Genomic DNA, 26,465 nt, shown 5'->3' with positions numbered 1-26,465 from the left:
GTCCAACGCCAAGTCAGCGTAGTCTTGGCTACTCATATTCATGGCTGCACCTTTTTGGGCGTCAGCGTCATCGAGAAGAGTTTGTCGCGGGCCTCCGGCGCAAATTGCTCCCGCGTGTTGTTACCCCAAGTCTTGAATCCATCGACCTTGCTTTGCGGGTAGTAGCCTTTCCAGTAAAACAACTGCACTGGCTGCTCCGCCAACAGCTGTTCGGGAGACAGATCGGTGTCAAACAAGGTTTCTGCGGGTGATCCCGTCGCCATGACCCAAGGCCCCACGCTCGTCAGCGTCCAACGGCACACCCCATTGCCGTAATAGTCCTCATCCAGCATGGCATCGAGGTAGACCGTGGCCGCGAAACTGCCATCGGGTCGTTCCGCGAAGGGCAACTTTACGGTGTGTTCCGGCTCGCCCCGCACCCCGGCGAAGTCGTTGACAACGTAGTTGCAGCCCTTGGCCTGGTACAGCGCGCTCCAGCCCATTTTCTTGAACGGTCCCGGTGCGTCCTGGAGGGTCAGCACGAGCTCGTAACCCTGCCTGGGCGTGGGATTGAGGCGGTAGAGGTGCTGTTGCGCGGACTTGTCGTTCTTGCCGGCGCCGGGACTCGCTGGGACATCGGGTGTCATCGTGGGCTCCGTGGTGGGTTGGGGTTGGCAGCCCGTGGCCCACAGCGTCAGGCTCAGGCACAGGGCGAATGGCAGTCGGTGTTTGAACAACAAGGGACCTCTTTTGAGAACTTTTGGACTCAGTCTACCTGTGTTCAGGGGCGGCACCCGGGATGGCCTGCGTTGAACAACGTCGGTGTTCACGCAACCCTGGTCCCCCGTCATACCTTGGGGAGTGGCTTCCCATGCTCAATTAGCATAACTTATGACATTGGCTTTCATGGTGAGCGTCTTTATACTTAGGGTAAACCCTAGTCTGATACATCATGAAAACCCCCACCCCATCCCTCTGGTCCCGCGTGACCCGCACCATCCGCGACTTCTTCTTCCGCGCCACCGTCGGCACATCCGACACGCTGGAGACTTACCTCGGCACGGCAACCAGCCTCTCTCAGCTGGAAGACATGCAGCGCCGTTGGGACCAAGCCCATCTTGGGCACAACAGCTCTGGTGCTTACTGAGCGAGAAATGCCATGCTGAAATTCCTCAAATCCCTGTTCGACATCGAAACACCCCGGTTTACCACCGGGGCCCGCGTCAACCGTTTCAACAAAGGCAGCATCGACCGCCTTGATGGCCGCGTCGTGGCCCAGACCGATGAAGGCGTGCTGGTCGACTGGCCGCGCTACGGTTCGGGCTGGGAGCAGCCCCACAAGCTCTGCCAGCAGGTCTGAAGACCCCCCGGGCTGGGCCTATCGTGCCCAGGCGTCGTAGCCGGTCTTCAGGATCAGTGCGGTGACCACCACGATGAAGGCGCCGCGCACGAAGCCGCTGCCGTGCTTGAGCGCCAGCCGCGTGCCGAGCAGGCTGCCGACCACGTTGGCCACGGCCATCACCAGCGCGAAATGCCACCAGACGTGGCCCTTCCAGGCGAACAGCATCAGCGCCGCCAGGTTGGAGGTGGTGTTGAGCAGCTTGGCGCTGGCGCTGGCGTGCAGGAAGTCGTAACCCAGCCAGCGCACGAACAGGAACACGAAAAAGCTGCCGGTGCCCGGTCCGAAGAAGCCGTCGTAGAAGCCGATGGTGGCGCCCAGCGTGGCAGCCGCCATCGCCTCCTGGCGGCCCGTGAAGTGCGGCGTGTGATGCCGGCCCAGGTCCTTGCGGGCCAGGGTGTAGAGCAACACACCGAGCAGCACCAGCGGCAATCCGCGGCGCAGGAAGTCGGGCGAGATCATCGTCACCGTCCAGGCGCCCAGCATCGAACCCACGAAGCACACGGCCGCCGCCGGCAGCAGCGCGCGCCAGGGCATCTGCACCCGCTGCGCGTACTGGAGCGTGGCCACCCCCGTGCCCCAGATCGACGCGCCCTTGTTGACGCCGAACAGCGTGGCCGGGTGGGTGTTGGGAAACACGGCGAACAGCGCCGGGACGAGGATCAGCCCGCCGCCACCGACGATCGAATCGACAAAACCCGCGAACAGCGAAGCAACAGAGACCAGCAACAGTTCCATGCAAGGATTGTCACCGCGCTGAAAGATGGCTCCCCCTGCGCCGCTGCGCGGCGTCCCCCGAGGGGACCACGCCCTGGGACCGGCAGAGCCGGATCCTCGGCGTGTGCTGGGCTCAGGCACGCGGTGGACGGCTCCCCCCTGCGCCGCTGCGCGGCTTCCCCCCGAGGGGGACCACGCCCTGGGACCGGCAGAGCCGGATCCTCGGCGTGTGCTGGGTTCAGGCACGCGCTCCGGTGAATGGGGCGTGCTTCACTGCGCCTTGGGCAGCTCCAGCACGAACTCGGCCCCACCGCCCTCGGCGTTGCGCGCGCTCAGGCGCCCGCCGTGCTGCTCGACGATGCCGTAGCTGATCGACAGGCCCAGGCCTGTGCCCTTGCCCACCGGCTTGGTGGTGAAGAAGGGGTCGAAGATGCGCAGCAGGTGTTCGGGCGGAATGCCCGGCCCGTTGTCGCGCACGGTCACATGCACCTGCGCACCCTCGCAAGCCATCGACACCCGGACGCAGGGCGCCACCGCGCCGGCGCCGCCCACGGCATCGAACGCGTTCTGCAGCAGGTTCATCATCACCTGCTGCAACTGCCCCGCGCTGCCCATGACGGTGCAGGGCGCGCCGGCCTGCCAGCGCACGTCCACCGGCGTCGGTCGCCCCTTTTGCACCCAGTGGATCGCGCGATCGATCACCTCGACCAGGTTCACCGGCGTGCGCTCTTCCGGGTCCATGGCCGAAAACCGCTTGAGCCCGTGCACGATGTCGGCGGTGCGCTGCGCGCCTTCGAGCGTGCCCTCGATCAGTGAAGGCAGGTCTCCTAAAAGGTGCTCGATGCGCAGCTTCTGGCGCAGCGCCTGCAGCACCGGTTCGGGCTCGTGCGCGTGCAGCGCGGCCATGTAGGTCTGCAGCCGGTCGCAGTACTTGCGCAGCGCGTGCACGTTGCCGAGCACGAAGCTGATCGGGTTGTTAAGCTCGTGCGCCACGCCGGCCACCAGCTGGCCGAGCGAGGCCATCTTTTCCGAATGCAGCAGCTGCTGCTGGGTGCGCTTCAGGGCCTCGTGCGCGGCGCGCATCTCGTGGTACGCGCGCTTGAGCTCGGCCGTGGGACGGCCCACCCACACGGTGCCGACGCGCCGGCCGTTGGGGCCGATGCGCGGCGTGCAGTTCGCGTCCACCGGCACCGGCTGGCCCGAGCGGTCGAGCAGGTTGAGTTCGATGCCCTGGCCCGCGCGCGGTGCGTCGGACCGGTCCATCGCGGCGCGCGCGGCGTCCACGCTGGCGGCGTCGGCCAGCAGGTCGGCCAGGCTGCTGCCACGCAACTGTTCTTCGGGACGGCCCACCAGCTCGCACAGGGCCGCGTTGGCCTGCTCGATCAGACCGCGCTCGTCGCACACCACCAGCACGTCCGACATGGACGTGAGCACGCTGAAGATGAACTGCTGCGACTGTTCCAGCTCGGTGTTCTTCTTCTCCAGCTCGACCTCGTCGTCGATCAGCCGCGTGTAGACCTCGTCCATCTTCTGGATCACGTCCAGCCAGGTGGACTCGTCCACACCTTCCATGGGCGCGGTGGGCAAGGGGCTGGGGGAACGGGGCTTGCTCATGTCAATGGACCGTACAGACCATGCAGGGGTCGAAGGAACGCACGATGTGCTGGACAGAGACAGGGGTTTTTTCGCCTTCCCGCACCGGTGCGTCCACCAGCGCCTGCTCCAGCGCGCCGGGCGTTCCCTGCGCATCGCGTGGCGAGAAGTTCCAGCTGGTGGGCGCAACGATCTGGTAGTTGGCGATACGGCCGCGCCGCACCACCAGCCAGTGGCCCAGGCTGCCGCGCGCGGCCTCGCTCAGGCCCATGCCACTGCCCTCGTCGGGCAGCGTCGTCGGCACGCAGAAGGCTTCGGTCGGGCGGATCGCCTGCAGCCAGTCTTCCATCAGCGGCACCACGCGCGCGAGTTCGATCAGCCGCGCCAGCACACGCGTGTAGACCGTGCCGCCGTGGCGCGCCACCGCGTCGCGCACCAAGGGCATGCCGCTGGTCAGCTGGCGGGCGATGGCCCCCGTCTCGACCACTTCGCCACCCAGGCGCGGCGCCTTGTTCCAGGTGTAGGCGCCGGGCTTGTCGGGCTCGGGGCGGGTGATGCCGTGCAGCGGGTGCAGCGGCTCACGAGCGTGGGCCAGCCAGGCGTGGGTGGCGTCTTCGGTGATGGCGTGCGGGTTCAGCGCTTCGACCGCGCCGGTCTGCGCGCGCCACACACCACCGGGCAAGGCCCAGCCACCACCCGACTGTGCATAAGCGCCATAACTCAGGTAGCGGCCCGGACCGGGGCCCAGCGTGTCGAGCTGCAGGTCGCGCACGAGGGTGAGGAAGAAGCGCAGGTCGCCGCCCAGCGGGTCCTGCGCGTGCCAGTCCCAGAGCGCGGCTTCGTTCTCCAGCGCGGCCACGGCTTCGAGCGGCGCAGCGAACAGCTGGCGCTCCAGGAAGCTGCGGAACTCGCGCACTTTCGCCAGCAGGCGCACGCGCTCGGCCGCGTCGATGGCGCGGGTGGATCCCCCCGGTTCGACCGACTGCGTGTGCGGCCACTTGCCGCCCAGCGTGCCCAGCAACGTGAGCCAGCGCTGGCGCGCCGAAGTGGCCGCACGCACCTGCTCACCGTGGTCGGGCGCGAAGCGGCGTTGCGCTTCGGCATGCCAGGGGTGACCCGCGTAAACCGGACGGGCGAAGTCCGGCATGAAGAACAGGTAGAAATGCGTCAGGTGGTCGGCCAGGTTTTCAGTCGCCAGGATCAGGTTGGTGGCGTGTTGTCCGTTGGACGGCATGGTGATGCCGCCCAGGTCGGCCAGCGCGCGCGCCGAGGCGACCGACTGCGACACCGAGCAGATGCCACAGATGCGCGGCACATAGACCAGCGCGTCGTGCGGCACCTTGCCCTGCAGGATCTGCTCGAAGCCGCGGTACATGGTCGCGTTGACCTGGGCCGAGATCACGCGGCCGTCGGCGATGTCGAGCGAGACCTCCAAGTCACCTTCGACGCGGTTGAACGGACCCACAAGAAGCCTGCTCATGCGGTGCTCATTTCAAACGTGTCTTGCGAACAGCAGGCTTCACCACCAGGTGATCGGCGACCGCGTTGTTCTTCACCCGCTTGGGCGTGGCGCTCTTGGACAACGAGGCGAGTGCAACGAACCAGGCCTTGGGCATGTCGGTGGGCAGGCCGATGGGGATGCCAGCGAGCTTGGGCGTTTCGTGGAAGGGGTGGCCGGGCTCCTGGAAGCCCGGCTCGGTGCAGGCGATGCAGGCGTAGCCGCCGCGCGTGCAGCTGCCTTCGCCGTTCCAGGGGCGGATGTTGCAGTCGGCGTGCACCTGCGTGCCCTTGCAGCCCATGTGCTCCATCATGCAGCCGAGGTCGGACGGCTTCTCGGCGCTGGCCTTGAACTCGTAGTACTCGTTGCGTGTGCAGCCGTGGTGCACCAGCTGGTCGGCGTAAAAACGCGGCCGGTTCAGCGGGTCCAGGTCGTCGGCCGAGAAGCCGTCGGCGGCCAGCGCCATCAGCGTGTCGATCACCCAGCTCGGGTGCGTCGGGCAGCCCGCGATGTTGATCACCGGCAGGCCGCTGGTGCTGCGGAAGTCCGCGCCGAGCAGGCCGCCGATGCGGTCGTCCTCGTACTGCAGGCCGCAGGCGTCGGTGGGGTTGTCGCCGCCGGCGGTGATGCCGCCCCAGGCCGCGCAGCTGCCGACGGCCAGCACGTGTTTCGCTTTCGCTGCGAGCTCGCGCACCCAGTGGATCATGGGCAGGCCGGTGCCGGCCAGCATGTGGAAGCGCCCGCTGCCGTTCGGGCCGCGCAGCAGCGAGCCTTCGACGCACAGCGCGTCGAGCCGGGTGCCACCGTCCAGCACCGCGTGCAGCAGCGCGATCACCTCCTCGCCACTCGCCATCGACAGCGAGGGATGCCAGAGCAGGTTCACGCCACCATCGCGCAGGTGACCCTGAAAATCGGTGGTGTCGGCGCACAGCAGCGACATGCTGCAGCCGCCGCAACCGCCGCTTTGAAGCCAGAGCACATTCATGCGGGGATCTCCTCAGTCAGCCCAGCCCACGCGGTCGCCCAGGCCAGCGCCAAGGTGAGATCGGCCAGGGCCTGTTCGCCCGGCGCTTCACCGAGCTCGAAGCGCTGGGCGCGGATGGCGAGCAGCGTGCACGGCGGCGGCTCGGTGCGCTCCAGGTCGCGGTAGACCTGCAGCAGCGCCTCGGGCGCCAGCGCGTGGGTGGTGAAGCCGGCCACCGGTGCGGGCACCACCCTGCGCACCTCGAACGGTGTCTGCAGGCCGATGGCGGCGTCCACGAACAGCACACGTTCGCGGCCCACGAGGTCCAGCGCGTGTTCGACCTGCAACTGGAAGTCGGTCAGGCACTCCAGCCGGCCCGATGACTTCTGTGCCACCCCGGCCAGGCGCTCGACCAGCAGCGGGCCCAGCGCGTCGTCGCCCCGGCCCGGGTTGCCCCAGCCGAACACCAGCAAAGGCGCCACTCTGGAACTCACAACGCCGCCTCCGCCGAATGTGGCCGGGTGCCGCGCACGGTGTCGCCGCGGGACGAACGGTGCACGTGGTCGAGCACCTCGCCCCGCGCGTTGCGCAGCGTCACCGCCAGCGGCATCTGGCCCAGCGCGTGCGTGGCGCAGGACAGGCAGGGGTCGTAGGCGCGGATGGCGACCTCGATGTGGTTGAGCAGGGGTTCGGTGATGGTCTGGCCGTCGAGGTACTGCAGCGCGACCGAGCGCACCGCCTCGTTCATGGCCTGGTTGTTGTGCGTGGTCGAGACGATCAGGTTGCAGCTCGTGACCAGGTCGTCGTCCCCCACCTCGTACTCGTGAATCAGCGTGCCGCGCGGCGCTTCTATGATGCCGACGCCGCTGCGCTGGCGCTCACCGGTGGCGAGCAGCGGCCCGCCGAGGATGGCCGGGTCGTCCAGCAGATCGGCCACCACCTCCACGCCGTGCAGCAGCTCGATCATGCGCGCCCAGTGGGTGGCCAGCACCGCGTGCACCGGCCGGCCACCGTGCGCGGCCACGAAGGCCTGGCGCCGCGCTTCAGCGCGTGGCGTGGGAACGAAGTCGCAGTTCTGCACCCGCGCCAGCGGGCCGACGCGGTACCAGCCGGCGTCGGGTCCTAGCGTCAGGCGGTAGGGAAACTTCATGTAGGTCCAGGGCTTGACGCCCTCACCGATCAGCTCGCGGTAGCGCTGGTCTTCGAAGCCGTCGACCGCGATGCGACCGTCGGCCTCGCGCACGCGCAACGTGCCGTCGTAGAACGCCATCGCGCCGCCGGGACCGACCAGCGACATCATGGCCGCCTGGGTTTCGGCGAAGCCGACCAGATGCGTCGGCAAGCCGGTGTGCAGGCGCTGTGCCAGATCCACCGCCGCCTCGGCCCAGGCCAGCACCTCGGGCAGTTGCGCGCGCAGCACATCGCGCTCGGCCGCGTCCACCGCGCGGTTCATGCCACCGGGCACCGAGCCGGTGCCGTGCACCCGCTTGCCGGCGGTGATGCGGATCACCTCCTGGCCGAACTTGCGCAGCATCACGCCCTGGCGCGCGGCTTCGGGGTGCGCCATCGCCACGCCGACGATGTTGCGCTGCGCGACATCGGCATCAAAACCGAACAGCAGGTCGGGCGAGGACAGGTGGAAGAAGTGCAGCGCGTGGCTCTGCACGATCTGGCCGTGGTGCATCAGGCGGCGGATTTTGTCGGCCGCTTCGGGCACCGGCCAGCCGCCGATCACGCGGTCCAGCGCCTTGGTGGCAGCGAGGTGGTGCGAGACCGGGCAGATGCCGCACAGGCGCTGCACCATCACCGGCACTTCCCAGTAAGGCCGGCCGACGATGAACTGCTCGAAGCCGCGGAACTCGACGATGTGCAGGCGCACCTGCTGGATGCGGTTGTCCTCGCCGAGCAGCAGCGTGACCTTGCCGTGGCCTTCGACGCGCGAGACCGGATCGATCACGATGCGGCGCAGGCCCTGGGGCTCGGCAGCGGTTTCAAGCGGGCGGGTGGCTTCAGTCATAACGGATCAACCCCTTGTTCAGCTCAGGTTCGCGCCCGGCGATGATGTCCTGCAAAAACTGCCAGAAGGCATCGGCCGGCGGCGGGCAGCCGGGCAGCGCGTGGTCGATGCGCACCACCTCGTGGATGGGGTGCACCTTGTTGAGCGGCAGCGGAAGTTCGGGGTCGTTGGGAACCTCGCCGTAGACGGCCTGCAGCATGTCCCCGACATCGAGGTGGTTGCGCAAGGCGGGCAGGCCGCCGGTGATGGCGCAGGCGCCGACCGCCACGAGCACGCGGCAGTTGGCGCGGAAGGCGCGCAGCACCTCCACGTTTTCTGCGTTGCACAGGCCGCCCTCGACCAGGCCGATGTCACACGGCCCCACGGTCTTGATGTCGGTCAGCGGCGAGCGGTCGAACTGAATGTGTTCGATGAGCTCGAACAGGCGCTCGTCGATGTCGAGAAAGGACATGTGGCAGCCAAAGCAGCCGGCCAGCGAGACCGTGGCCACGCGCAGTTTGCGGGGGGCAGAGGTGTCCGTGTTCATCCGCGCGTCTCCTCATCGTCGAAGGTCCGCTGGCCGATGGGCACCGCAAACCCGACCCGCTTGGGCAGCAGCGCGCCGACCGGGCAGATGTGGGCCGCGCGGTCGTCCGCCGACAGCGCGCTGTCGCCCAGCCGGCCGCTGTCGCTGTTGATCAGCAGATGGGTGGCTATGCCGTGGCCGCCGATGGCGAAGACCTGTTTGCCGTCGAGTTCGTCGCTGGCGCGCACGCAGAGCTGGCACAGGATGCAGCGGTTGGGTTCGAACAGCACATCGGGGTGGCTGGCGTCGACCGGTCGTTCGGGGTTCAGGGTCTCGAAATGCAGATCGGTCATGCCGGCGCGCTCGGCCTGTTCCTGCAGCAGGCAGTTACCGCTCTTTTCGCAGCCGGGGCAGAAGTGATTGCCCTCGACGAAGAGCATCTGCAACAGGCGCAGCCGCTGCGCGCGCAGTTCGGCGGTGTGGCAGTCCACGGATTGCCCGGCGGCCGCGGCGGTGGTGCATGCTGCCACGGGCCTGCCGTCCACGTGCACCGTGCACACCCGGCAGGAGGCACTGGCCGAGACCTCGGGGTGCCAGCACAGGTGGGGCACGTCGTGCCCGGCGCGCTGCGCGGCCTGCAGGATGGTGTCGCCGGGTTGCAGTGGGACGGGCTGACCGTCGAACTGGAACACCGAAGGCGGGTCGTTGCGCGGTCCACTCATGGAAAGTCCTCCGTGTGCAGGTGGGCACCCGGGTCGGTGCGCCCCGTGACGCGCCGGGCGGCCGAAAGTTCGGCGTCGAGATCGAACTCGGGTTCGAACTGCGGCGTGGTCGTGCGCGATGTGTACACCTCTCCAAAGTGGGTCAGCGTGTCGCGCAGCGGGTTGCAGGCCGAGGCGCCGAGGCCGCAGTGCGTGCCGCTGTGCAGCAGCTCATCCAGCTCGTGCAGGCGTTCCAGGTCGAAGGCCGAACCGCGCCCGGCACCGCGTGCCTGGGCGAGCTTGTCCAGCCGCCGCACCACCAGCTCGGTGCCCACGCGGCAGGGCGTGCACAGGCCACAGCTTTCGTGCGCAAAGAAGCGGGCAAAGTGGCGCGCCACCTCGAACAGGTCGCGCGTGGCGTTGAAGACCATGAAGGCGCCGGCGCTGGGCACGTCGTCGAAAGCGATGCGCCGATCGAAGCCCGACGCGGGCACGCAGGTGCCCGAGGGACCACCCACCTGCACCGCCTGGGCGTCGCGGGCGCCGCAATCGGCCAGGATGCGCGCGATCGGCGTGCCCAGCGGGTATTCGTACAGGCCCGGGCGCTCGCAGTCGCCCGAGACCGAATGGATCTTGGTGCCGGTAGACGACGCGAGGCCGATGCCGGACCACCAGGCGCCACCGCGCCGCGCGATGTGCGCCACGGCCACGAAGGTCTCGACGTTGTTGACCACGGTCGGTCGCCCCAGGTAGCCGCGCTCCACCGGGAACGGCGGGCGGATGCGCGGCGAGCCGCGTTTCCCTTCCAGCGATTCGATCAGGGCCGACTCTTCGCCGCACACATAAGCCCCGGCGCCGAGATGGATGCCGATGTCGAAGTGAAACCCGGCCAGGCCAGTGGCGTTGGGCCCCAGCAGCCCGCTGGCGCGGCGGCGCTCCAGCGCGGCTTGCAGATGCGGCAGCAGGTAGCGGTATTCGCCGCGCAGGTAGAGCCAGCCCTGCTGCGCGCCGATGGCGCGCGCGGCGATGGTCATGCCATCGAACACCGCGTCGGCGTGGTCGCTGAGCAGCGCGCGGTCCTTGAAGGTGCCGGGCTCGCCTTCGTCGGCGTTGCAGACCACGCATCGCAGCGGCCCGCTGGCATCGCGACAGGCCTGCCACTTGCGCGCGGTCGGGAAGCCGGCACCGCCGCGGCCGCGCAGGCCGGCGCGGGCCAGTTCGTCGATCAGGGCCTGCGGCTCGCGCGCGATCACGGTAGACAAGGCGGGTGCGTCCACCGGAAGGCCGGTCAGCAGCGGCCCCGCGCGGTGCACCGTGTTGTCCACGCGGAACCAGTCGGCGGGCCAGTGGTCCACCGGCACTTCGGCCAGCATGAGCGCGGCGAGCGCATCGATGCGGTCGGCGTCGAGGCGGGTGATGACCTGGTGGTGGTTGACCAGCAGCGCCGGGCCCTGGTCGCACAGGCCGGTGCACGAGCATCGGTCCACGCTGAAGCGTCCGGCCGCATCGGGCTGGCCCGGCGCCACGCCCAGCCGCTCGCAGAGCCGGGCCAACAAGGCCTCGCTGCCGAGCAAACGGTCGGTGATGTTGTCGGAGAACAGCACCCGCAGGCGACCCACGGGGCGGGTGTGGAAAAAGCGGTAGAACGTGGCCACGCCTTCGACCTGGGCCAGCGGCAGGCGCAGCGCCTGGGCGATGTGTGACAACAAGTCGCGCGGCAGCCAGTGGGTCTTCGCCTGCGTTTCGCGCAGCACCTGCACCAGCGCGTGCGGGTCGTGGCCCCAGCGGGCCAGCGTCTCGTTGGCAAGCGTGTGGTGGTCGGGGTTCATGGCTTGTCCAGTCCAAAACGTTGCATCTTGCCGCGCAGACCCACGCGCGACAAACCCAGCTCCTGCGCCGCCCGGGTCTTGTTCCAGCGGTGGCGCAGCAGGGTTTCGCGCAGCAGCATGGCCTCGATCACGTCCAGCCGTTCGCCCAGCGTGCCGCTCTGCGGAATGGCCGCGGTGAGGTCGTTGGCCGAGCCTGAGGCGCGGCCCTGCAGCACGCGCGGTGAAAACGCGGCGGGTGGCAACTGCGCGCCATCGTGCAAGGCCATGGCCCGCGCGATCTCGTTGCGCAGTTCGCGGATGTTGCCGGGCCAGGGATAGGCGAGCAGACAGGCGAGCGTTTCGTCCGGCAAGCTGGCCCCCGGATGGCCGAGTTCGGCCGCCACGTCCAGCGCCAGCTGGTGCGCGATCGATGGAATGTCGGCCACGCGCTCGCGCAACGGCGGCACGGTGATGGTGATGCCGGCGATGCGGTAGTACAGGTCCTCGCGGAACAGGCCGTCGCGCACGCGCTGCTCCAGCTGGCGGTGGGTGGCCGCGATCACGCGCACGTCCACCGGAACCGGGCGCGCACCGCCCACGGGCCGCACCTCGCCCTCCTGCAACACACGCAGCAGCTTGACCTGAAAGGCCGGCGAGGTCTCGCCGATCTCGTCGAGAAAAACCGTGCCGCCATCCCCACGCTGGAACAGGCCCAGGTGGTCTTCAAACGCGCCGGTGAAGGCGCCGCGCTTGTGCCCGAAGAGTTCGGATTCGAGCAGGGTGTCGGGAATCGCCGCGCAGTTCTCCACCACGAACGGACCGCTGAGCCGGGGCGAGGCGTAGTGGATGGCACGCGCCAGCAGCTCCTTGCCGGTGCCCGACTCGCCGAGCACCAGCACCGGGATGTCGTAGCGCGCCACACGCCCGGCCATGGCACACACATGATCCAACGGGCTGCCCGGTGCGCGCACGATGCGGTCAAAGCCGAAGCTGCTGCGCGCCTGCGCCATCTGCGTGGCCGTGCGCTGGCGCAGCACGCGGTTGCTGGTGCGCAGTTCCAGGTCGAGCCGGCTGGTCTGGCGCTGCAGGGTCTGCGCCTCCACCGCGTTGCGCACCGAGTCGAGCAGATGGTCGGGCGCCCAGGGCTTGAGGATGTACTGGTAGATGCCGGCCTCGTTGATGCCGGCAATGATGTCTTCGGAATCGGTGTAACCCGAGATGACGATGCGCACGGTCTCGGGCCACTGCTCGCGCACTTCCTTCAGAAAGCTCACGCCGGTCATGCCCGGCATGCGCTGGTCGCAGAGGATCACGCTCACGGGTTGCCGTTCCAGCAGGCCGCGCGCTTCCTCGGCACTGCTCGCGGTGAAAACCGTGAAGTCTTCGTCGAGCGTGCGGCGCAGCGCATCCAGTGAACGCACCTCGTCATCGACCACGAGCACGGTGGGCAGGGCTTCGGGAAGGAGTGGAGGTGTCACAGCCGGTGCACCGCCAGGTGCCTCGGTGTCCAGGCGTGCGGCTGCTTGTGCACGAAGTGGTGGCGTGCCACGTGGTAGCTGGGATCGAAGCCGTAGAAGTTGCGGTGCATGCGCGCCAGTTCCTGTTCGCGGTAGTGGGCCAGCGGACGATGGGCCTCGTCCTGCTCGCGCCGGGTCTGTTTGGCTTCCAAAACTCCACTTTGATTGTAGGAGGCGGCCAGCGCCAGTGCGCGTTGCAGACAACGTTCTTCGAAGCCTTCGCGCGGCCCCTCATCGTTGTGGTCGATCAGGCCGATCTTCAGGGCCTCGGCGGCCAGCAGCGGCAGGCGCTGAGCCATCAGCGCCTTCGCGCCCGCCTCGCCCAGGCGGCGCGGCAACAGGTAGGTCCAGTACTCGGAGCCGTAGAGGTTGCCCATGTTCTTGTAGTGCGGGTTGAGCACCACGCCGCCGTGCGCCCAGACCTGATCGGCCGCCAGCGCGAGAAAGGCGCCACCCGCGCCCGCGTTGCCGCGCAGCACGCTGACCGTGAGCCGGTCGGTGGTCTGCAGCACACCGAGCGCCACGTCGTTCATGGCATTGATGTTGCGCCACGAGGCGTCGGCCGCGCTGTCGCCCGCGCGGTGGGCCGCGGCCTCGATGCTGTTGAGGTCGATGCCGTTGCTGAAGAAACCTTCGCCGCCCAGCAGGAGCAGCACCTGTGTGGGCCGCTCGTGCACCTGCAGCAGCGCGGCACGCAGGCGCTCGCAGCGCGCGGTGGACATGGCGCCGTTGTAGAAGTCGAAACTCAGGCAGCCCACGCGCGCGCCCTCGGGGCCGTGTTCGGTGTAGCGCAGTTCGCCCCACTCGTCGGGCGCGCGCTCCAGTGGCACCGGGCGCTGCGGCAGGCTGGCCGCTTCGCAGGCGAACAGCTCGGCCGCCACCTGCTTGAAACTGCCCTGCGCAGGCGGCGTGCCGGGCGGGTCGGCACGGCGGGCCTGGCCGATCCAGACGCCGCCATCCACCGTGCGGCGCAGCAGCGCGCCGTCGCGCACCGCCAGCAGATCGCCGGGAGCGGCTTGGGGAAATTCGGCCATGGTCGCCTCACTGGCAGGATGCGCATCGCCCAGGTAACAGGGCTGGCCCCAGAGCGCGTCGAGCACGCCGGGCTGACCGTCGCCGCTGCGGAGTTTGGCGTGCACGGTGGTGGTGCTGTCGGCGGCCCAATCGATCGCGCGTTCGTTCTGGCGCAAGAGTGGTTGCCAGCGCACCAGCGGCGCCCCGTCGATCCACGCCGGGGCTTCGCGCTCGCCACCAGCGAAGCGCTGCACGGCGGCCAGCGTGGCCTGCAGCGCGGCCTGGGTGACCTCACGCCGGTACAGGCTGCCCTTGGTGGCTTCGCGCAGGGGAAATGCCGCGTGCGCCCAGACCGGGCCGGCGTCGAAATCGCCGTTGGCCTGCAGCACCGTCACACCCCAGTGCGGCTCGCCACGCCAGACCGCCCAGTCCAGCGCCGATGGCCCCTGGTCGCCCGGGGGGCCGGGGTGCACCACGAGGCAGGTCACGCGCTGCCACACCGTGGCCGGAATGCGGCGCTTGAGAAACGGCGCCAGCACCAGGTCGGGCCGGAACAGCGCCACGGCCTCTTCGGTCACGCTGTCGGCGATGTCGAGCTCCACGCTCAGGATGTGGCCCGCCGCACGCAGCTCGGCGAAGAGCCGCTGGGTCAGGCTGTTGAAGCTGTGGCAAAGCAGGAGGATGCGCAACGGATTCATCGGGCGTGGTCAGGTGGCGGGGCGCAGCGCCTGCAGCTCGCGCGCGGCCTGCTTGCGCCCCAGGTAGATGGCGAGTTGGGACTCGATGCCGTCCAGCGCCGCATTGAACTCGGCCACGCTGCGCGCGCCCAGCAGGGCCTGCGCCACCAGGGGCGTGTCGGGCCCGAAATGGTTGCCCAGGTGGGCCATGGCCTGGCGGCGCAGCGCCTCGAGGCCCGGTCCGGCAGGCGCCTCGTGTGCGGACACGGAACCCGGGGAAGAGAAGGCCCGCTCGGCATCGTTCGCTGGTAGCGCCACAGGCGCAGCACGCGCCACCACCGGCTCGATCAACCCCAGCGCCAGCAACGTTTCCAGATGCCCTTGCAACTGCGGCAGACCACGCGCCGCCAGCGCGTTCACCGAATCGCTGCCATTGACCATGATCAGCACCGTGCGCGTGGCGGGCGACAGCCCCGCCTGGCGCCGGGCGATCTCGGCCTTGCCGCTCTCGGTCTTCCGAAACACCTGACTCGACATGCCGGTCTCCTCGTCTCTTGTGATGGGCTGACGAAAACAACGGTACAGACCCAAACACCTATCCGGAGCGCGTGCAGCGCCCCACCCAGGACACCGCCGGTCCGGCTTTGCCGGACGGCTGGTGTCGCCCCCTGGGGGGTGACGCCGAAGGCGGCGCGGGGGGGGTCAACAATGCCCTGGGGATCAACAAATCCTCGGCAGTTGTTCCCCACTCAACCAGTCCACCACCCGCCGCCCGCCGAAGCGCGTGGCCATCTGCACGAAGTGGTGCAGGTCCGCCGTCACTTCGCCGATGCGCGCGGCGTCAGCACCCAGCGGGTGCGCGCGCATCGCTGCGAGCACCGCGTCGGCGAACTCCGGGGCCACCACCGCGATCAGCTTGCCTTCGTTGGCCACATACAGCGGGTCCAGACCCAGCAGCTCGCAGGCCGCGTCCACCTGCGGTTTCACCGGAATGGCCGCCTCCTGCAGCAGCATGCCCACGCCCGACTGGCGCGCCACCTCGTTGAGCGTGGTGGCGAGGCCGCCGCGCGTGGGGTCGCGCAGCACGCGCACGGCGCCCGGGGCTGCGGCCAGCATCGCGGCCACCAGGGTGTGCAGCGCGGCGGTGTCGCTCTCGATGGTGGTCTCGAAGGCCAGCGATTCGCGCTTCGAGAGCACCGCCACGCCGTGGTCACCGATGCTGCCGGAGAGCAGCAGCACGTCGCCCGGGCGCGCGTTGCGCCCGCTGATCTGCACGCCCGACGGCAGCACGCCGACGCCGGTGGTGCTGATGAAAACACCGTCGCCCTTGCCCTGCTCCACCACCTTGGTATCGCCCGTGACCACGGGCACACCGGCCTCGCGCGACGCGGCGGCCATGCTCTTCACGATGCGCTGCAGGTCGATCAGCGGAAAGCCTTCTTCGATGATGAAGCTCGCGCTCAGGTACAGCGGCTTCGCGCCCGACATCGCCACGTCGTTCACCGTGCCGTGCACCGAGAGGCAGCCGATGTCGCCACCGGGGAAGAACAGCGGCGAGATCACATGGCCGTCGGTCGCCATCACGAGCCGACCCTGCGCGGGGTCGAACGAAGGCAGCGCCAGCACCGCGCCGTCGTCGCCCTGGCGCAGGAACTCGTTGTCGAAGGCCGCGAGGAACAGCTCCTCGATCAACTGCGCCGCGGCCTTGCCGCCCGCGCCGTGGCTCATGTCGATGCGGCCGTGTTTGATGTCGAGCGGCCGGATGTAGTTTTTCTTCACCGGCTTTGGCGCGGGCGCCTCGCCGCCGGCGGGTTGCTCGATGTCGGTTCTCATGGGGTGGCCTCTTCGATGGCGGTGGCGGCGACGATGGGGATGTCTCTGAAGCGTCCGTAGGTGTAGTGCGCTGCGCAGGCGCCTTCGCTCGACACCATGCAGGAGCCGACCGGGTTCTCGGGCGTGCAGACGGTGCCGAAGATCTTGCAGTCGGTCGGCTTCTTCACACCGCGCAAGATCGCGCCGCACTCGCAGGCCTTGTTGTCGGCCACGGGCGTGTAGCTCAGGTCGAAGCGGCGCTCGGCGTCGAAGGCGGCAAAGGTCTCGCGGATCTTGAGCGCGCTGTAGGGCACCTCGCCCAGGCCGCGCCACTCGAAGCTCGGCCGCAGCTCAAACACCTCGGACACCATGGCCTGCGCCTTGAGGTTGCCCTCGGGCGTGACGGCGCGGGTGAACTCGTTTTCCACGTGGGCGCGGCCTTCGTTGACCTGGCGCACCAGCATCAGGATCGCCTGCATCACGTCCAGCGGCTCGAAGCCCGCGATCACAACCGGCTTGCGGTATTCCTCGGCGAAGTGGTCGTAGGGCGCGGAGCCGATGACGATGCTCACGTGCGCCGGGCCGATGAAGCCGTCAATGGGCACCGTGCCGAGCTGGCGCACCTCGGGCGATTCGAGGATGTGGGTGATGGCCGAAGGCGTGAGCACGTGGCAGCACAACACGCTGAAGTTGGCCAGGCCCTCGCGCGCCGCGTCGCGGATGGCGAGCGCCGTGGGCGGCGTGGTGGTCTCGAAGCCGATGGCGAAGAACACCACCTCGCGCTGCGGGTTCGCGCGTGCGAGGGCCATGGCGTCGGCGGCCGAATAGACCATGCGGATGTCGCCGCCGCGCGCCTTGGCCTTGATCAGTGACAGGCTGTCCGACGCCGGCACACGCATGGTGTCGCCGTAGGTGCAGACGATGGCACCGCGCTCCAGCGCGAGGCGGATCGCCAGGTCGATGCGGCCGATGGGCAGCACGCAGACCGGGCAGCCCGGGCCGTGAATCATGCGCACGTTGGGCGGCAGCAGCTCCAGCACGCCGTAGCGGCTGATGGCGTGTGTGTGGCCGCCGCAGAACTCCATGAAGCTGTAGCTGCGATCCGGGTGCGCTTCGGCAGCGATGCGTGCGCCGATCTGGCGGGCGAGGTCGCCGTCGCGGAATTCGTCGATGTACTTCACGTAGCTGCTCCGGTAGCGGTTTCGAGGGACTGCGCCATCTCGGCGAACAGCGCCAGCGTGCGCTCGGCCTCTTCGGGGTCGATGACACCGATGGCGTGGCCCACGTGAACGATCACGTAGTCGCCCACCTGCACGTCGGCCACCAGGGCGATGGAGATTTCCTTGCGGATGCCGCCGAGGTTCACCACAGCCTGGTCGTTGGGGCGCAACTCCACCAGGAGCGCGGGAATGGCTAGACACATGGTTCGGTTTCCTTTGACGAAATGTTCTGCGGGGTCGCCGCCCATTGCTGCGCCGCGACCCAGGCCTGGCCGAGCGCGAGGCCGGCGTCGCCGCAGCCCTTGTCGAGTGGCCGGTGCACACGCAACGTTGCCGCCTGCAGGCGCGTGGTCACGCGCTCGCGCAGGATGCGGTTGAAGAAACAGCCGCCGCCGAGGCACACGTCGCGGCTGCCGCGTTCTTGGGCGGCCTGCGTGGCCCAGTCGGTCAGCGCGTCGGCCAGCGCGAGGTGGAAGCCCGCCGCAGCGGCGTCCACGCCATCGGCGCCGGTATCGAACAGCGCGGGCATGAGGCCGCGCAGGTCGAGGCGGTTCTGGGTATCGATGACCGCGCCGGGCAGCGGCGCGGTCTGGGGGTGTTGGGCGAGCCAGCGCTTGGCGGCGGCTTCGAGTGCGATGGCGGCTTGTGCCTCGTCGCTCTGGCGAACGCTCAAGCCCAGCGCGCCGGCGGCCGCGTCGAACCAGCGGCCGGTGCTGCTGGTGGCCGGGCAGTTCAGGCTTTTTGCCAGCATCTGCTGCACGCCCGCAGCCACGGCCTCACCGACCTGCGGCGCGAAGCGTGAATGGATCTGATCGCCCTGGCCGAGCGCGTGCAGTGCGCTCGCGGCCATGCGCCAGGGCTCGCGCGCGGCACGGTCGCCACCGGGCAAGGCGAGCGTCGTCAAGTGGCCCAGGCGCTGCCAGCGCGCGCCGTCCACCCAGAGCAATTCACCGCCCCAGGCTTGCCCGTCTGTACCCAGGCCCACGCCATCGAGCGCGAGGCCGATGACGGGGCCGTCGATATGGTGTTCGGCCACCACGGCCGCGATGTGCGCGTGGTGGTGCTGCACACCGATGACGGGCACACCGAGCGCGGCGGCGAGCTGCACCGCGAGCTGGGTGCTGAAGAAGTCGGGGTGCAGGTCGTGCGCCACGGCGGCGATGGGCGCGCCGTGTCCGGCCAGCAGGGCCTCCACCGAGGCTTCGAGCGCGGCGCAGGCTGCTGGATCGCTGAGGTCGCCGTGCACCACCGACCAGACCGGTGCGCCGTCCACCAGCAGGCAGGCGGCATTTTTCAGCCAGGCGCCGCAGGCGAGCACGGTGGGCAAAGGCGCGGTGTTCATGACGGGCAGCGGGTCAGAGCGCGGTGTCGGCGGAGAGGGCCGCGCGGGCCTGGGCCAACTCGGCTTCGAGCTGCTGCACACGTTGCCGCAAGACGGCTTCGGTGTCAGGCTCTGCGTGGTGGTGATGCCCGTGTCCCAGGGCGTGGTCCAGCCAGTGCAGCCACGCGTCCATACCTTCACCGGTGGTGGCCGAAAGCTGGATGATTTCAATCGCCGGGTTCACGCGCCGCGCGAGTTCGATGCAGCGCGCCACGTCGAACTTCACGTGCGGCAGCAGGTCGGTCTTGTTGAGGATCATGAGCTGCGAGGCCGCGAACATGTCGGGGTACTTGAGCGGCTTGTCTTCGCCCTCGGTGACCGAGAGGATGGCGACCTTGGCGGCTTCGCCCAGGTCCCACACGGCGGGGCAGACCAGGTTGCCCACGTTTTCGATGAACAGCAGGCTGTGCGCATCGTCATGGTGGTGGTGATCGTGCGAGTGTCCAGGCCCGTGATCGTGGTGGTCAAGGCTGTGCAGTTGCGCGAAGGCTTCGCTCACCATGGGCGCGTCGAGGTGGCAGCCCTTGCCGGTGTTGACCTGGATCGCGGGTGCTCCGGTGGCGCGGATGCGGTCGGCGTCGAAGCTGGTCTGCTGGTCGCCTTCGATCACGGCGACGTGCAGGCCGGGCGCGTGGCTCTTGAGGGCTTCGATGGTCGCGCACAGCAGCGTGGTCTTGCCCGAGCCGGGGCTCGACACGAGGTTGAGCGCGGTCACGCCGTGCGCCTCGAAGTGCGCGCGGTTCTGCTGCGCCACGCGGTTGTTGGCGCCGAGGATGTCGGTCTCCAGCTTGATGGCGCGCGCCTGGCTCATGCCGGGCACCGAGACGCGGGCTGCGCCGGCGCCGAAGTGCAGGTCGCCGTTGCCGGGGTTCACCTGCACCACGCCGGCTTCGCCCGCATGGGTTTGTACATGCCGGGCATGGGCCGGGCTGTTGTCACTGCATCCGCAAACGACACACATGTTGGTTCTCCTTTGTTGTGTTCACCGAAGCACCGTCCGAAACGAAGGGCAGTTGCCCAGTCGCACCACGGAACCGGCTTCGCCGGGCCGCAGGTGCGGTCCCCCTCCCGCCGCAGGCGAGAGAGGGGGAAGCCGCGAAGCGGCGCAGGGGGTGCTTCCTATCCATCATCACTGACTTGCATGTCAATCACACGCAATTCCATGCCGCCCGTGGGTTGTAGCTGGTAGCTGCCGCAACTCGGGCACGCATCGCCGCGCTGGGCGATGGCCACCGTCTGGGCGCAGCCCATGCACCAGGCCTGGCCGGGCGGTTCTTCGATCTCGATCAATGCACCGTCGAGCACGGTGCCGGGCGCGAGGCTCTCCAGCGCGAAACGCAGGGCCCGCACGTCCACGCCCGCGAGCTGGCCGGCTTCGAGCCGCAGCGACAGCAGGCGCGAAAAGCGTTCGCTCACAGCCGTGTCTTCGACCAGCTGCAACACGCCACCGGCGAGGCTGGCTTCATGCATGTTGCGACTCCTTCACGGTCGACACCCCGTGCGTCACGTCAAACGGCACGCAAGGATCGAAGGCGGCCATGAGCAGGCGCACACGGCGCTCCACAGTGGCGGCGGGCTCGGTGGCGTTCAACCCGGCGATGTGTTGGGCCACCACACCCTGCGGGTGGAAATTCCATTCGGTCGGCGCGAGCACGCGGCAGGCGGCCACGCGCGCCGGCGCATCGCCGGCCGGTTGATCGATCTCTACCTGGTGCACGAGCAGGCCACGCGCCATCTCCACCCAGGCCATGCCCTGGCGCGGCCCGGTGCGGAGCGAACCAAAGGACAACCAGCCAGCGCCGCTCTGGCCCGGTGCGTCGGGTTGGCACAGTCGGATCAGCTCGGCGATGCGGCTGCCCAACAGGGCCCAGGACGTGAGCGGCAAATCGGCTGACCGATCGTTCAAGCGCGTCCAGCTACCGGTGTGGGCGCTCGCGCCGTGCCACAACGGGTGCAGCGCGAAGCCGGGCTGGAGTGCCAACGCAGCGCACAGGATGCGTTGGCCATCGGCGTCCGCGTGGGCACGCAGTGCGGTGGCCGAGTCCAGTGGTGCAGCGCTGTCGGCCGCGCGCGCAGCGCGCAGCAACGACGGCAGCCAGCCACTGTGGCGACGGCTCCAGTCGTTTTGCCAATCGGCACCGCAGGCATTCCAGGCACGTTGCCAGGTGTGGGGCGGCATCTGCAGCAGCTCGTCTTGCAACCAGGTGAGGGTGGCGGGCCAGGGGTCGGCCGGCAGCGTGGCCGCCGGCAGCAGCAGCGGGCAGCGTTGCAACGCGGCGTGTGCGGCATCGGACCAGGCGGTGGCCGCAGGACCGGGCTCGGTGGCCAGCAGGCGTGGCCAGTCCAGGCCGATGCGACGGATGTGTTCCTGCGCGGTCTCGGTGCGCAGGCGTTGCGCCACCTGCTGCGGCGCGGGCAGCAGGCCGGGCGAAGCGGCTTCGATGGCGAGCTGCGAGCACAGGCGGTGCGCGTGGCTGCAGAGGTTGAACAGGCTGGCCATCAGGCCGGGCAAGGCGCTCACCGCCTGACCACGGGCCAGGCGCGGCGCCCAGTCCTGGCGGCTGCTCTGCAGGGCCAGCGGCAGCGGCGCGCCGGGCGCCACACGCAGGCTGCCGGCCAAGTGGGACAGCGCGGTGCTCATTGGGAAACCTCCACCCTTCGGGTTGCGGTGCGAACCCCCTTCGGAACGGCCGGGCGGGGGTTCATACAGCAGCTCCCGCATCTGGCCGGCGGGCCATGAAGAACGCGCGGCGCGCTGGCAACGGCTCGGCTGCGACAGGCGCCAGCTCGGGTGCTTCGGGTGCGGGGCGGACCAGCGCCAGCGACGCCAGTGCCGTCTCGCGCGCGAGGTCCTGGCCGGTGAAGCCGTTCATGGGAGAAAACAGCGCGCAGGTCTCGTGGTAGCCGATGGCGGGGTCGTGCGCACCGATGAAGTCAAACCGCTCGCTGCCGAAGTCGCGCACGGCCTTGCGCCCCACACGGTTGCCGTGGGGCAGGTTGACCAAGGGCAGGCGCAGCAGGCTCATGAACCAGGGGGTGATCAGCACGCCTTCGGCCACCGGCTCTGAGCCCTCTTCAGCACCACCCGCCCATTTAAAACCGACCGCCTCGACCGACAGCGCCGGGTTGAGCAAGGGGATGCCCACCATGCGTTCGTTCTGCACGCGCACGAAATGCGTGACCAGCGCAGACACGCGCTGGTCCAGCCATTCGGGGGTGGGCTGAGATGGTGCAGACATGGGCTCAGCTTTCTTCGGCCTGCAGCAGCAGAAATTGATCGGACTCGCAGTCGCAGTTCGGGCAGCGCCAGTGCGCGGGCAGGTCGGCGAACGGCGTGCCGGGGGCGATCTGCCACTGCGGGTCGCCGAGCGCCGGGTCGTAGACCCACCAGCAGATCTTGCATTCGAGGCGCGAGCCGGGGCGGAGCACCTCGCGGTTGCCCAAGTACGAGCCTTCAAAACCTTCGAAGTGGTCCACGCCGGCCATGGTCACGCCCCTTCCAGATAATTCATCACGTCGGCCAGGCGCTCGTGCGAATCGCGCAGGTCTTCGGGGGCGGCCATCGCCACCTCGGGCATGTCCACCACCTCGACCGTGTTGAGGATGACCTTGTCCATCGAGTTGTAGTACACCACGCGCCAGCAGTTCGGCAAGCGCGTGTTGGAGATGCGGCAGTTGCCGTAGCCGCGCGAGAGCATGAGCACGCGGCCGGTGCCGAGGTGGTGATCGAGAAAGCCGATGTCTTCGGGGGTGACCGGCAGCAGCGTGAGGTTGACCACGTGCGAGACCTGGCCGGGTTTCCATCCCGCCACCTGGTCGCGGATCTCTTCCACCAGCAGGGGGGCGTTCTGCACGTTGGGCGGCAGCGGCCCGGCCCAGTGCGGCATGGCGCCCTGCGGCCACACGTCGTCCACCGCGATGGCGCGCAGCAGCGCCGGTACCGGGCCGACCTCGATCACGTCGTCGATCAGCGTGCGCTCGCCCTCCACGGTGCGGAAGGTGATGAGGCGCCACACGCCCGCGAGCACCGATTCCTGGATGCGCACCTCCAGCGCGCCGTCCTCTTCGCGCACCAGGGCGCTGGCCTCGCCTTCGCCCAGGATCTGGTTGACCAGCCGCAGGTCGGCCGCGGGCAATGCGGTCAGCGACACCTGCCCGCCCGGGCCGCGTTCGGCCGTGCGGTCCAGCAGCGCCAGCACCTGGTCCAGCACCGCGCGCGCGGCGTCACGCCCGGCCAGCTCTTCGGGCTCGGGCAGCACCGGCGGGCGGTAGGTGTCCATGTCCTTGGGCATGGGCAGGTAGTCCAGCGACTGATCTTCGGACTGCGTGCCCGGGCCGAGGGCGACGAGCGGAATGGGGAAGTCTTTCATGGGGTGTCCTTCGGTGTAGGTCGGTTCAATGGCAGCCACTGTCAGTGGCCGCGCCGGTCTGGCTGACCACAGGGATGCCGATGGTGGGCGGGCGCGAAGGCGGCATCGTGAGCGCAGCGGCCACACCGCTCAGGTACACGTCCCAGTCCTGCATGCCGGCGATGGCGGTGACATACTGGCCGTCGCGGAAGAACAGCAGCGTGGGCCAGCGCTGCGAGCCGTAGCGGCGCGCCACCGCGTCCTCGTTGTCGCGCGGCACCACAGCGATCTGGAAGCGGTTGGGAAAACTCTTCATGAGCTCGGGCAGCACGGCCGCGACGTCCTGGCCTTCGGGGAAACGCACCGGGTCGCCCGCGAGCAGCACGACGCGGTCACCGCCGCCCGCGCTCCACGCGGCCACGGTGGTCTCTTCGACCCAGGCGGCGCCGAAGTCGCGCGCCAGGCGCATCACCAGCGGGGGGGCGGGGTTGGTGTCGGGCACGGGCAGCGCAAAGGCGCGACTGGGGGTTTCTGTGGCGGTGTTCATGGGGTCTCCTTGTCTGTTGAATATCAATGCTGGCCGGACAGCTGCTTCAGCTGCTCGGCGGTCATCCGGGAAGGCAATACAAAGCCCGCGTCGCCGCTGGCGTCGAAGCCCTGCATGGCGCCGAGCACGAGGTCGAGCGCGCTGTTGACCTCGGCAGCGCGGGTGGCGTCGATGCGTTCGCGCGCATCGCCCAGGAACACCAGCAACCAATCGCCCGGTTCCAGCGGACCGACCAGCGCCGTGGTCACGCGGCGGCGCTCGCCGCGGCCTTCGCACCAGGCGTGGCCGGGCTCGGTGGACGTGACCTGCATGGGCATGCCGATGCACATGGTTCAGCTCTCCACCGTCGTGGGGAAAAAGCGCTCGTCGCCTTCGCGGCACGCGGCTTCGGGCGCGGGGCGCTGCGTTTCGTAGGCAGCGAGCGCAAGTTCGTCCATGGTCACGGCCTCGCGTTCGCCCAGTGGCGTGCGGCGCGGAGCGGGCTCGCCGCCCCAGCGCGCGATTTCTTCCACGCCCAGGGCCAGCGCCTCTTCCATCGCGGCCTTCACGACCGGGCGCAGGCTGCCGCCGTAGTCTTCCAGCTCCTGCGGCTGGCAGCCGATCAGCAGCACGTTCGTCGGGTACTTGCCGGTGAGCTGCGCGAGCGACAGCACCTCCTGGAAACCGGTCTGGTGCAGGCTCATCTTCTTGGCGCCCATGAAGCGTGGCACGGCGTCGTCGCGCACCTGCTTCAGCGTGCCGGGCGCCAGGCCGTAGTCGATGGCGTCGAAGATCAGCAGCGCGTCGGCCGCCTGCACGTGCTGGATCAGGTACAGGCCCTGCGTGCCGCCGTCGATGAGCGACACGTGTTCGGCGAACTCGAAGCGGTGTTGCAGCGCTTCGATGCAGCGCACGCCGAAACCTTCGTCGGCCCAGAGCAGGTTGCCGATGCCGAGCACGACGATGGTCTGCGGCTGGGCGGGGGTGTCACCACCGGGGTGACAGGTGGATTCGGACGGATGGGCGCTCATGGTGGGTGGTCCCGAAAAACTCAGTGAGAGGCGGATGGGGTGACCGAACCGGAACAGAGGCGCTTCCAGGCGTGGAAGCTGTCCCAGGCGGCCTGGTGCGCGAGCCAGAAGCCGGCGTCGATTTGAAAGTAGCGCGCGCAGCGGATGGCGGTGTCGGGCGACATCGCCCGCTGGCCGTGCACCAGCTCGTGCAGCCGGCGGCGCGACAGCCCCAGCACCCGGGCCGCCTCGCTCTGGCTCAGCCCCAGCGGCGCCAGGCAGGTACGCGCCAGCAGCCGCCCCGGGTGCATGGGCGTGCGCACCGGCACGCCCCGCGGCGGGAGGGACCAGTTGGCGGCTCCCGGCTTCATGGCATCAGTCCTTGAAGGTTCTGCGACCGGAGATCATCGTGGACACGATGCTCTGCCGCCCCATGATGTCTTCGCGGATCGCGGCGTACACGTGCAGCACGATGAAGATGATCAGCGCCCACATGCCCATGCGGTGCCAGGTGTGCACGTCCTGGCTCTGGCCGAACAGCGGGATCACCCAGCCGAACAGCTGTTCCTGCCACGAACCCATCTGCGCGCCTTCGCCGTACAGCGCAAAGCCGGTGATCACCATGAAGAGCGAGAGCATCAGGAAGCCCGCGAACATGGCCAGTCGCGCCAGCGGGTTGTGGCCCACGTAGCGGCCCGGCCGCGGGATCAGGAAGGCGTACCACTTGAACATGGTGAGCACCTCTTGCCAGTAGGCCTTCTGGAAGATGGGCACCCAGAAGATTTCGCGCGCGTGGTGGTTGCCGACGATGGCCCAGTAGGCGCGGCCGATCAGGCCCACGGCCAGCAGGTAGCCCGCCGTGAAGTGCGCGAAGCGGATGTAGCCCATGAGGTAGTGGTCGCTGGCCTCGCCCGGCATGGTGGGCAAGGGCGCACCGATGAAATAGCCGGTGAGGGCCAGCACGGTGATGGACGCCGCGTTGATCCAGTGCCAGAGGCGCACGGGCGCTTCGTACACATAGACCGACTTGGTGCTCTGGCCGTGCGAGACGGCGCTCTCGTCGATGCCGGTGACATCGGCGAGTCGTTCGGGGGACGTGGTGGACATGGTGGCCTCCAGGAATCGGTTGCCGTTGATCGGGGTGGCCGTCAGGCCGCCAGCTGACCGAAGAGCACCAGGCCCGATGCGCCCAGCACCGCGCCCAGGCCACCCAGCGCCCAGCCGCTGCGCTCATTCAGCGCGCGGCGGATGCCCAGGCCGGCGAACACGCCGCCGATGTGCAGCGCGGCCGTGGTCAAGAGGAAGCCCGCTGCGTAACCCGCGAAGCCCGTGGCCGGCGTTTCAGCGCCGTGCGCCAGGCCGTGCAGCGAAGCCGCCGCGGCCACCAGCCCCAGGCCCAAGGCGGCCGGCATCGGCTGGCGGGCCAGCACCAGCATGGCGCCGAACAACACCACCGACAGCGCCACGCCCTGCTCCAGGAACGGCAGGCTCATGCCCGCTGCGCCCAGTGCGGCGCTCGCCACCAGCGCCAGCAGGAAGGTGGCCGGGCCTTGCCAGGCCTTGCCTTGCGGCAGGGCACTGACCGACCACACACCCACGGCCACCATGGTCAGCAGGTGGTCGAGACCGAAGGGGTGAACCAGCCCCTCAAACAGGCTGTGGGTGCCGTGGCCGGTGTGGGCCTGGGCTGCGCCGGCGAGACCGGCCATCAGGGCGGCCGCGCTCAGGCGGCGGATGTTTTTCGCTTGCATGTGTTTCTCCTCGTGTGGGTTGCGTGG

At 69.1% G+C, this 26,465-nt stretch carries 31 protein-coding genes; 2 read left to right on the top strand and 29 right to left on the bottom strand.

Going from position 1 to position 26,465, the window contains the following annotated elements; all coding sequences use genetic code 11:
• Positions 1-38: 38 nt before the first annotated feature.
• Positions 39-626, bottom strand: a complete 588-nt coding sequence (locus AC23D4_RS15935; RefSeq protein WP_472888227.1) for a hypothetical protein — start codon at positions 624-626, stop codon at positions 39-41.
• Between the two features lie 305 nt (positions 627-931).
• Here AC23D4_RS15935 and AC23D4_RS15930 point away from each other — a divergent pair, with 305 nt between their 5' ends.
• Positions 932-1,126, top strand: coding sequence for a hypothetical protein (locus AC23D4_RS15930; protein ID WP_472888228.1), 195 nt, complete (start codon positions 932-934; stop codon positions 1,124-1,126).
• Positions 1,127-1,138: 12 nt separating this feature from the next.
• Complete coding sequence (locus AC23D4_RS15925; protein WP_472888229.1) at positions 1,139-1,339, top strand: hypothetical protein; 201 nt, start codon at positions 1,139-1,141, stop codon at positions 1,337-1,339.
• Between the two features lie 18 nt (positions 1,340-1,357).
• Here the strand turns inward: AC23D4_RS15925 and AC23D4_RS15920 are convergent, their stop codons facing one another.
• The 28 genes from AC23D4_RS15920 to AC23D4_RS15785 all read right to left on the bottom strand — a co-directional run bounded on the left by AC23D4_RS15920 (position 1,358) and on the right by AC23D4_RS15785 (position 26,438).
• On the bottom strand, positions 1,358-2,116 hold the full coding sequence (locus AC23D4_RS15920) for a sulfite exporter TauE/SafE family protein (protein WP_472888230.1): 759 nt from the start codon (positions 2,114-2,116) through the stop codon (positions 1,358-1,360).
• Between the two features lie 249 nt (positions 2,117-2,365).
• Complete coding sequence (locus AC23D4_RS15915) at positions 2,366-3,709, bottom strand: PAS domain-containing sensor histidine kinase (protein WP_472888231.1); 1,344 nt, start codon at positions 3,707-3,709, stop codon at positions 2,366-2,368.
• 1 nt (position 3,710) lies between these two features.
• On the bottom strand, positions 3,711-5,168 hold the full coding sequence (locus tag AC23D4_RS15910; RefSeq protein ID WP_472888232.1) for a nickel-dependent hydrogenase large subunit: 1,458 nt from the start codon (positions 5,166-5,168) through the stop codon (positions 3,711-3,713).
• A gap of 7 nt (positions 5,169-5,175) precedes the next feature.
• Positions 5,176-6,171, bottom strand: coding sequence for an NADH-quinone oxidoreductase subunit B family protein (locus AC23D4_RS15905; protein ID WP_472888233.1), 996 nt, complete (start codon positions 6,169-6,171; stop codon positions 5,176-5,178).
• Positions 6,168-6,644 carry a hydrogenase maturation protease gene (locus tag AC23D4_RS15900; protein ID WP_472888234.1) on the bottom strand — a complete coding sequence of 159 codons (477 nt, stop codon included), beginning with the start codon at positions 6,642-6,644 and terminating at the stop codon, positions 6,168-6,170. The genes AC23D4_RS15905 and AC23D4_RS15900 overlap by 4 nt, the downstream gene beginning before the upstream one ends.
• Positions 6,641-8,167 carry a Ni/Fe hydrogenase subunit alpha gene (locus AC23D4_RS15895; protein WP_472888235.1) on the bottom strand — a complete coding sequence of 509 codons (1,527 nt, stop codon included), beginning with the start codon at positions 8,165-8,167 and terminating at the stop codon, positions 6,641-6,643. Before AC23D4_RS15895 ends, AC23D4_RS15900 begins: the two co-directional genes overlap by 4 nt.
• On the bottom strand, positions 8,160-8,693 hold the full coding sequence (locus AC23D4_RS15890) for an NADH-quinone oxidoreductase subunit B family protein (protein WP_472888236.1): 534 nt from the start codon (positions 8,691-8,693) through the stop codon (positions 8,160-8,162). The genes AC23D4_RS15895 and AC23D4_RS15890 overlap by 8 nt, the downstream gene beginning before the upstream one ends.
• Positions 8,690-9,394: a 2Fe-2S iron-sulfur cluster-binding protein gene (locus AC23D4_RS15885; RefSeq protein ID WP_472888237.1), complete on the bottom strand. Its 705-nt coding sequence runs from the start codon at positions 9,392-9,394 to the stop codon at positions 8,690-8,692. Before AC23D4_RS15885 ends, AC23D4_RS15890 begins: the two co-directional genes overlap by 4 nt.
• A complete protein-coding gene (locus AC23D4_RS15880; protein WP_472888238.1) occupies positions 9,391-11,202 on the bottom strand; it encodes an NAD(P)H-dependent oxidoreductase subunit E in 1,812 nt (603 codons plus the stop codon). Before AC23D4_RS15880 ends, AC23D4_RS15885 begins: the two co-directional genes overlap by 4 nt.
• Positions 11,199-12,659, bottom strand: a complete 1,461-nt coding sequence (locus AC23D4_RS15875; protein ID WP_472888239.1) for a sigma-54-dependent transcriptional regulator — start codon at positions 12,657-12,659, stop codon at positions 11,199-11,201. The genes AC23D4_RS15880 and AC23D4_RS15875 overlap by 4 nt, the downstream gene beginning before the upstream one ends.
• Positions 12,656-14,410, bottom strand: coding sequence for an enoyl-CoA hydratase-related protein (locus AC23D4_RS15870; protein ID WP_472888240.1), 1,755 nt, complete (start codon positions 14,408-14,410; stop codon positions 12,656-12,658). Before AC23D4_RS15870 ends, AC23D4_RS15875 begins: the two co-directional genes overlap by 4 nt.
• 9 nt (positions 14,411-14,419) lie before the next feature.
• On the bottom strand, positions 14,420-14,926 hold the full coding sequence (locus tag AC23D4_RS15865; RefSeq protein WP_472888241.1) for a hypothetical protein: 507 nt from the start codon (positions 14,924-14,926) through the stop codon (positions 14,420-14,422).
• 183 nt (positions 14,927-15,109) lie between these two features.
• The gene (gene hypE / locus AC23D4_RS15860) at positions 15,110-16,222 is read right to left on the bottom strand and encodes a hydrogenase expression/formation protein HypE (RefSeq protein ID WP_472888242.1); all 1,113 of its coding nucleotides are present in this window, start codon (positions 16,220-16,222) and stop codon (positions 15,110-15,112) included.
• Positions 16,219-17,382, bottom strand: coding sequence for a hydrogenase formation protein HypD (hypD, locus tag AC23D4_RS15855; protein ID WP_472888243.1), 1,164 nt, complete (start codon positions 17,380-17,382; stop codon positions 16,219-16,221). Before hypD ends, hypE begins: the two co-directional genes overlap by 4 nt.
• The gene (locus tag AC23D4_RS15850; protein WP_472888244.1) at positions 17,379-17,624 is read right to left on the bottom strand and encodes a HypC/HybG/HupF family hydrogenase formation chaperone; all 246 of its coding nucleotides are present in this window, start codon (positions 17,622-17,624) and stop codon (positions 17,379-17,381) included. The genes hypD and AC23D4_RS15850 overlap by 4 nt, the downstream gene beginning before the upstream one ends.
• On the bottom strand, positions 17,615-18,763 hold the full coding sequence (locus tag AC23D4_RS15845; RefSeq protein ID WP_472888245.1) for a Kae1-like domain-containing protein: 1,149 nt from the start codon (positions 18,761-18,763) through the stop codon (positions 17,615-17,617). Before AC23D4_RS15845 ends, AC23D4_RS15850 begins: the two co-directional genes overlap by 10 nt.
• A gap of 13 nt (positions 18,764-18,776) precedes the next feature.
• Entirely contained in the window at positions 18,777-19,763 is a 987-nt protein-coding gene (hypB, locus tag AC23D4_RS15840) for a hydrogenase nickel incorporation protein HypB (RefSeq protein ID WP_472888246.1), read from the bottom strand.
• Positions 19,764-19,921: 158 nt separating this feature from the next.
• Positions 19,922-20,272: a hydrogenase maturation nickel metallochaperone HypA/HybF gene (locus AC23D4_RS15835; protein WP_472888247.1), complete on the bottom strand. Its 351-nt coding sequence runs from the start codon at positions 20,270-20,272 to the stop codon at positions 19,922-19,924.
• The gene (locus AC23D4_RS15830; protein ID WP_472888248.1) at positions 20,265-21,443 is read right to left on the bottom strand and encodes a hypothetical protein; all 1,179 of its coding nucleotides are present in this window, start codon (positions 21,441-21,443) and stop codon (positions 20,265-20,267) included. The genes AC23D4_RS15835 and AC23D4_RS15830 overlap by 8 nt, the downstream gene beginning before the upstream one ends.
• A 61-nt stretch (positions 21,444-21,504) precedes the next feature.
• Complete coding sequence (hybE, locus tag AC23D4_RS15825) at positions 21,505-22,041, bottom strand: [NiFe]-hydrogenase assembly chaperone HybE (RefSeq protein WP_472888249.1); 537 nt, start codon at positions 22,039-22,041, stop codon at positions 21,505-21,507.
• Positions 22,042-22,045: 4 nt separating this feature from the next.
• Positions 22,046-22,288 carry a rubredoxin gene (locus AC23D4_RS15820; protein WP_472888308.1) on the bottom strand — a complete coding sequence of 81 codons (243 nt, stop codon included), beginning with the start codon at positions 22,286-22,288 and terminating at the stop codon, positions 22,046-22,048.
• Positions 22,289-22,290: 2 nt separating this feature from the next.
• Entirely contained in the window at positions 22,291-23,172 is an 882-nt protein-coding gene (locus tag AC23D4_RS15815; protein ID WP_472888250.1) for a hydrogenase expression/formation protein, read from the bottom strand.
• Positions 23,173-23,197: 25 nt separating this feature from the next.
• On the bottom strand, positions 23,198-23,698 hold the full coding sequence (locus tag AC23D4_RS15810) for a thioredoxin domain-containing protein (RefSeq protein WP_472888251.1): 501 nt from the start codon (positions 23,696-23,698) through the stop codon (positions 23,198-23,200).
• 23 nt (positions 23,699-23,721) lie between these two features.
• Entirely contained in the window at positions 23,722-24,027 is a 306-nt protein-coding gene (locus AC23D4_RS15805; protein ID WP_472888252.1) for a HypC/HybG/HupF family hydrogenase formation chaperone, read from the bottom strand.
• A 3-nt stretch (positions 24,028-24,030) separates the two neighbouring features.
• Entirely contained in the window at positions 24,031-24,708 is a 678-nt protein-coding gene (locus tag AC23D4_RS15800; RefSeq protein ID WP_472888253.1) for a HyaD/HybD family hydrogenase maturation endopeptidase, read from the bottom strand.
• Between the two features lie 20 nt (positions 24,709-24,728).
• Positions 24,729-25,058: a HigA family addiction module antitoxin gene (locus tag AC23D4_RS15795; RefSeq protein WP_472888254.1), complete on the bottom strand. Its 330-nt coding sequence runs from the start codon at positions 25,056-25,058 to the stop codon at positions 24,729-24,731.
• 4 nt (positions 25,059-25,062) lie between these two features.
• On the bottom strand, positions 25,063-25,794 hold the full coding sequence (cybH, locus tag AC23D4_RS15790) for a Ni/Fe-hydrogenase, b-type cytochrome subunit (protein ID WP_472888255.1): 732 nt from the start codon (positions 25,792-25,794) through the stop codon (positions 25,063-25,065).
• Between the two features lie 41 nt (positions 25,795-25,835).
• Positions 25,836-26,438 carry a HupE/UreJ family protein gene (locus tag AC23D4_RS15785; protein WP_472888256.1) on the bottom strand — a complete coding sequence of 201 codons (603 nt, stop codon included), beginning with the start codon at positions 26,436-26,438 and terminating at the stop codon, positions 25,836-25,838.
• Positions 26,439-26,465: the final 27 nt, after the last annotated feature.

It is taken from the genome of Hydrogenophaga sp. L76, assembly GCF_057654755.1.
This window is presented reverse-complemented; position numbering and strand designations above follow the sequence as displayed.

Bases quoted from the DNA above. Each gene is read 5' to 3' on its own strand.
- AC23D4_RS15935 (WP_472888227.1), bottom strand. From the start codon at position 626: ATGACACCCGATGTCCCAGCGAGTCCCGGCGCCGGCAAGAACGACAAG.
- AC23D4_RS15930 (WP_472888228.1), top strand. From the start codon at position 932: ATGAAAACCCCCACCCCATCCCTCTGGTCCCGCGTGACCCGCACCATC.
- AC23D4_RS15925 (WP_472888229.1), top strand. From the start codon at position 1,139: ATGCTGAAATTCCTCAAATCCCTGTTCGACATCGAAACACCCCGGTTT.
- AC23D4_RS15920 (WP_472888230.1), bottom strand. From the start codon at position 2,116: ATGGAACTGTTGCTGGTCTCTGTTGCTTCGCTGTTCGCGGGTTTTGTC.
- AC23D4_RS15915 (WP_472888231.1), bottom strand. From the start codon at position 3,709: ATGAGCAAGCCCCGTTCCCCCAGCCCCTTGCCCACCGCGCCCATGGAA.
- AC23D4_RS15910 (WP_472888232.1), bottom strand. From the start codon at position 5,168: ATGAGCAGGCTTCTTGTGGGTCCGTTCAACCGCGTCGAAGGTGACTTG.
- AC23D4_RS15905 (WP_472888233.1), bottom strand. From the start codon at position 6,171: ATGAATGTGCTCTGGCTTCAAAGCGGCGGTTGCGGCGGCTGCAGCATG.
- AC23D4_RS15895 (WP_472888235.1), bottom strand. From the start codon at position 8,167: ATGACTGAAGCCACCCGCCCGCTTGAAACCGCTGCCGAGCCCCAGGGC.
- AC23D4_RS15890 (WP_472888236.1), bottom strand. From the start codon at position 8,693: ATGAACACGGACACCTCTGCCCCCCGCAAACTGCGCGTGGCCACGGTC.
- AC23D4_RS15885 (WP_472888237.1), bottom strand. From the start codon at position 9,394: ATGAGTGGACCGCGCAACGACCCGCCTTCGGTGTTCCAGTTCGACGGT.
- AC23D4_RS15880 (WP_472888238.1), bottom strand. From the start codon at position 11,202: ATGAACCCCGACCACCACACGCTTGCCAACGAGACGCTGGCCCGCTGG.
- AC23D4_RS15870 (WP_472888240.1), bottom strand. From the start codon at position 14,410: ATGAATCCGTTGCGCATCCTCCTGCTTTGCCACAGCTTCAACAGCCTG.
- AC23D4_RS15865 (WP_472888241.1), bottom strand. From the start codon at position 14,926: ATGTCGAGTCAGGTGTTTCGGAAGACCGAGAGCGGCAAGGCCGAGATC.
- hypE (WP_472888242.1), bottom strand. From the start codon at position 16,222: ATGAGAACCGACATCGAGCAACCCGCCGGCGGCGAGGCGCCCGCGCCA.
- AC23D4_RS15850 (WP_472888244.1), bottom strand. From the start codon at position 17,624: ATGTGTCTAGCCATTCCCGCGCTCCTGGTGGAGTTGCGCCCCAACGAC.
- AC23D4_RS15845 (WP_472888245.1), bottom strand. From the start codon at position 18,763: ATGAACACCGCGCCTTTGCCCACCGTGCTCGCCTGCGGCGCCTGGCTG.
- hypB (WP_472888246.1), bottom strand. From the start codon at position 19,763: ATGTGTGTCGTTTGCGGATGCAGTGACAACAGCCCGGCCCATGCCCGG.
- AC23D4_RS15835 (WP_472888247.1), bottom strand. From the start codon at position 20,272: ATGCATGAAGCCAGCCTCGCCGGTGGCGTGTTGCAGCTGGTCGAAGAC.
- AC23D4_RS15830 (WP_472888248.1), bottom strand. From the start codon at position 21,443: ATGAGCACCGCGCTGTCCCACTTGGCCGGCAGCCTGCGTGTGGCGCCC.
- hybE (WP_472888249.1), bottom strand. From the start codon at position 22,041: ATGTCTGCACCATCTCAGCCCACCCCCGAATGGCTGGACCAGCGCGTG.
- AC23D4_RS15820 (WP_472888308.1), bottom strand. From the start codon at position 22,288: ATGGCCGGCGTGGACCACTTCGAAGGTTTTGAAGGCTCGTACTTGGGC.
- AC23D4_RS15815 (WP_472888250.1), bottom strand. From the start codon at position 23,172: ATGAAAGACTTCCCCATTCCGCTCGTCGCCCTCGGCCCGGGCACGCAG.
- AC23D4_RS15810 (WP_472888251.1), bottom strand. From the start codon at position 23,698: ATGAACACCGCCACAGAAACCCCCAGTCGCGCCTTTGCGCTGCCCGTG.
- AC23D4_RS15805 (WP_472888252.1), bottom strand. From the start codon at position 24,027: ATGTGCATCGGCATGCCCATGCAGGTCACGTCCACCGAGCCCGGCCAC.
- AC23D4_RS15800 (WP_472888253.1), bottom strand. From the start codon at position 24,708: ATGAGCGCCCATCCGTCCGAATCCACCTGTCACCCCGGTGGTGACACC.
- AC23D4_RS15795 (WP_472888254.1), bottom strand. From the start codon at position 25,058: ATGAAGCCGGGAGCCGCCAACTGGTCCCTCCCGCCGCGGGGCGTGCCG.
- cybH (WP_472888255.1), bottom strand. From the start codon at position 25,794: ATGTCCACCACGTCCCCCGAACGACTCGCCGATGTCACCGGCATCGAC.
- AC23D4_RS15785 (WP_472888256.1), bottom strand. From the start codon at position 26,438: ATGCAAGCGAAAAACATCCGCCGCCTGAGCGCGGCCGCCCTGATGGCC.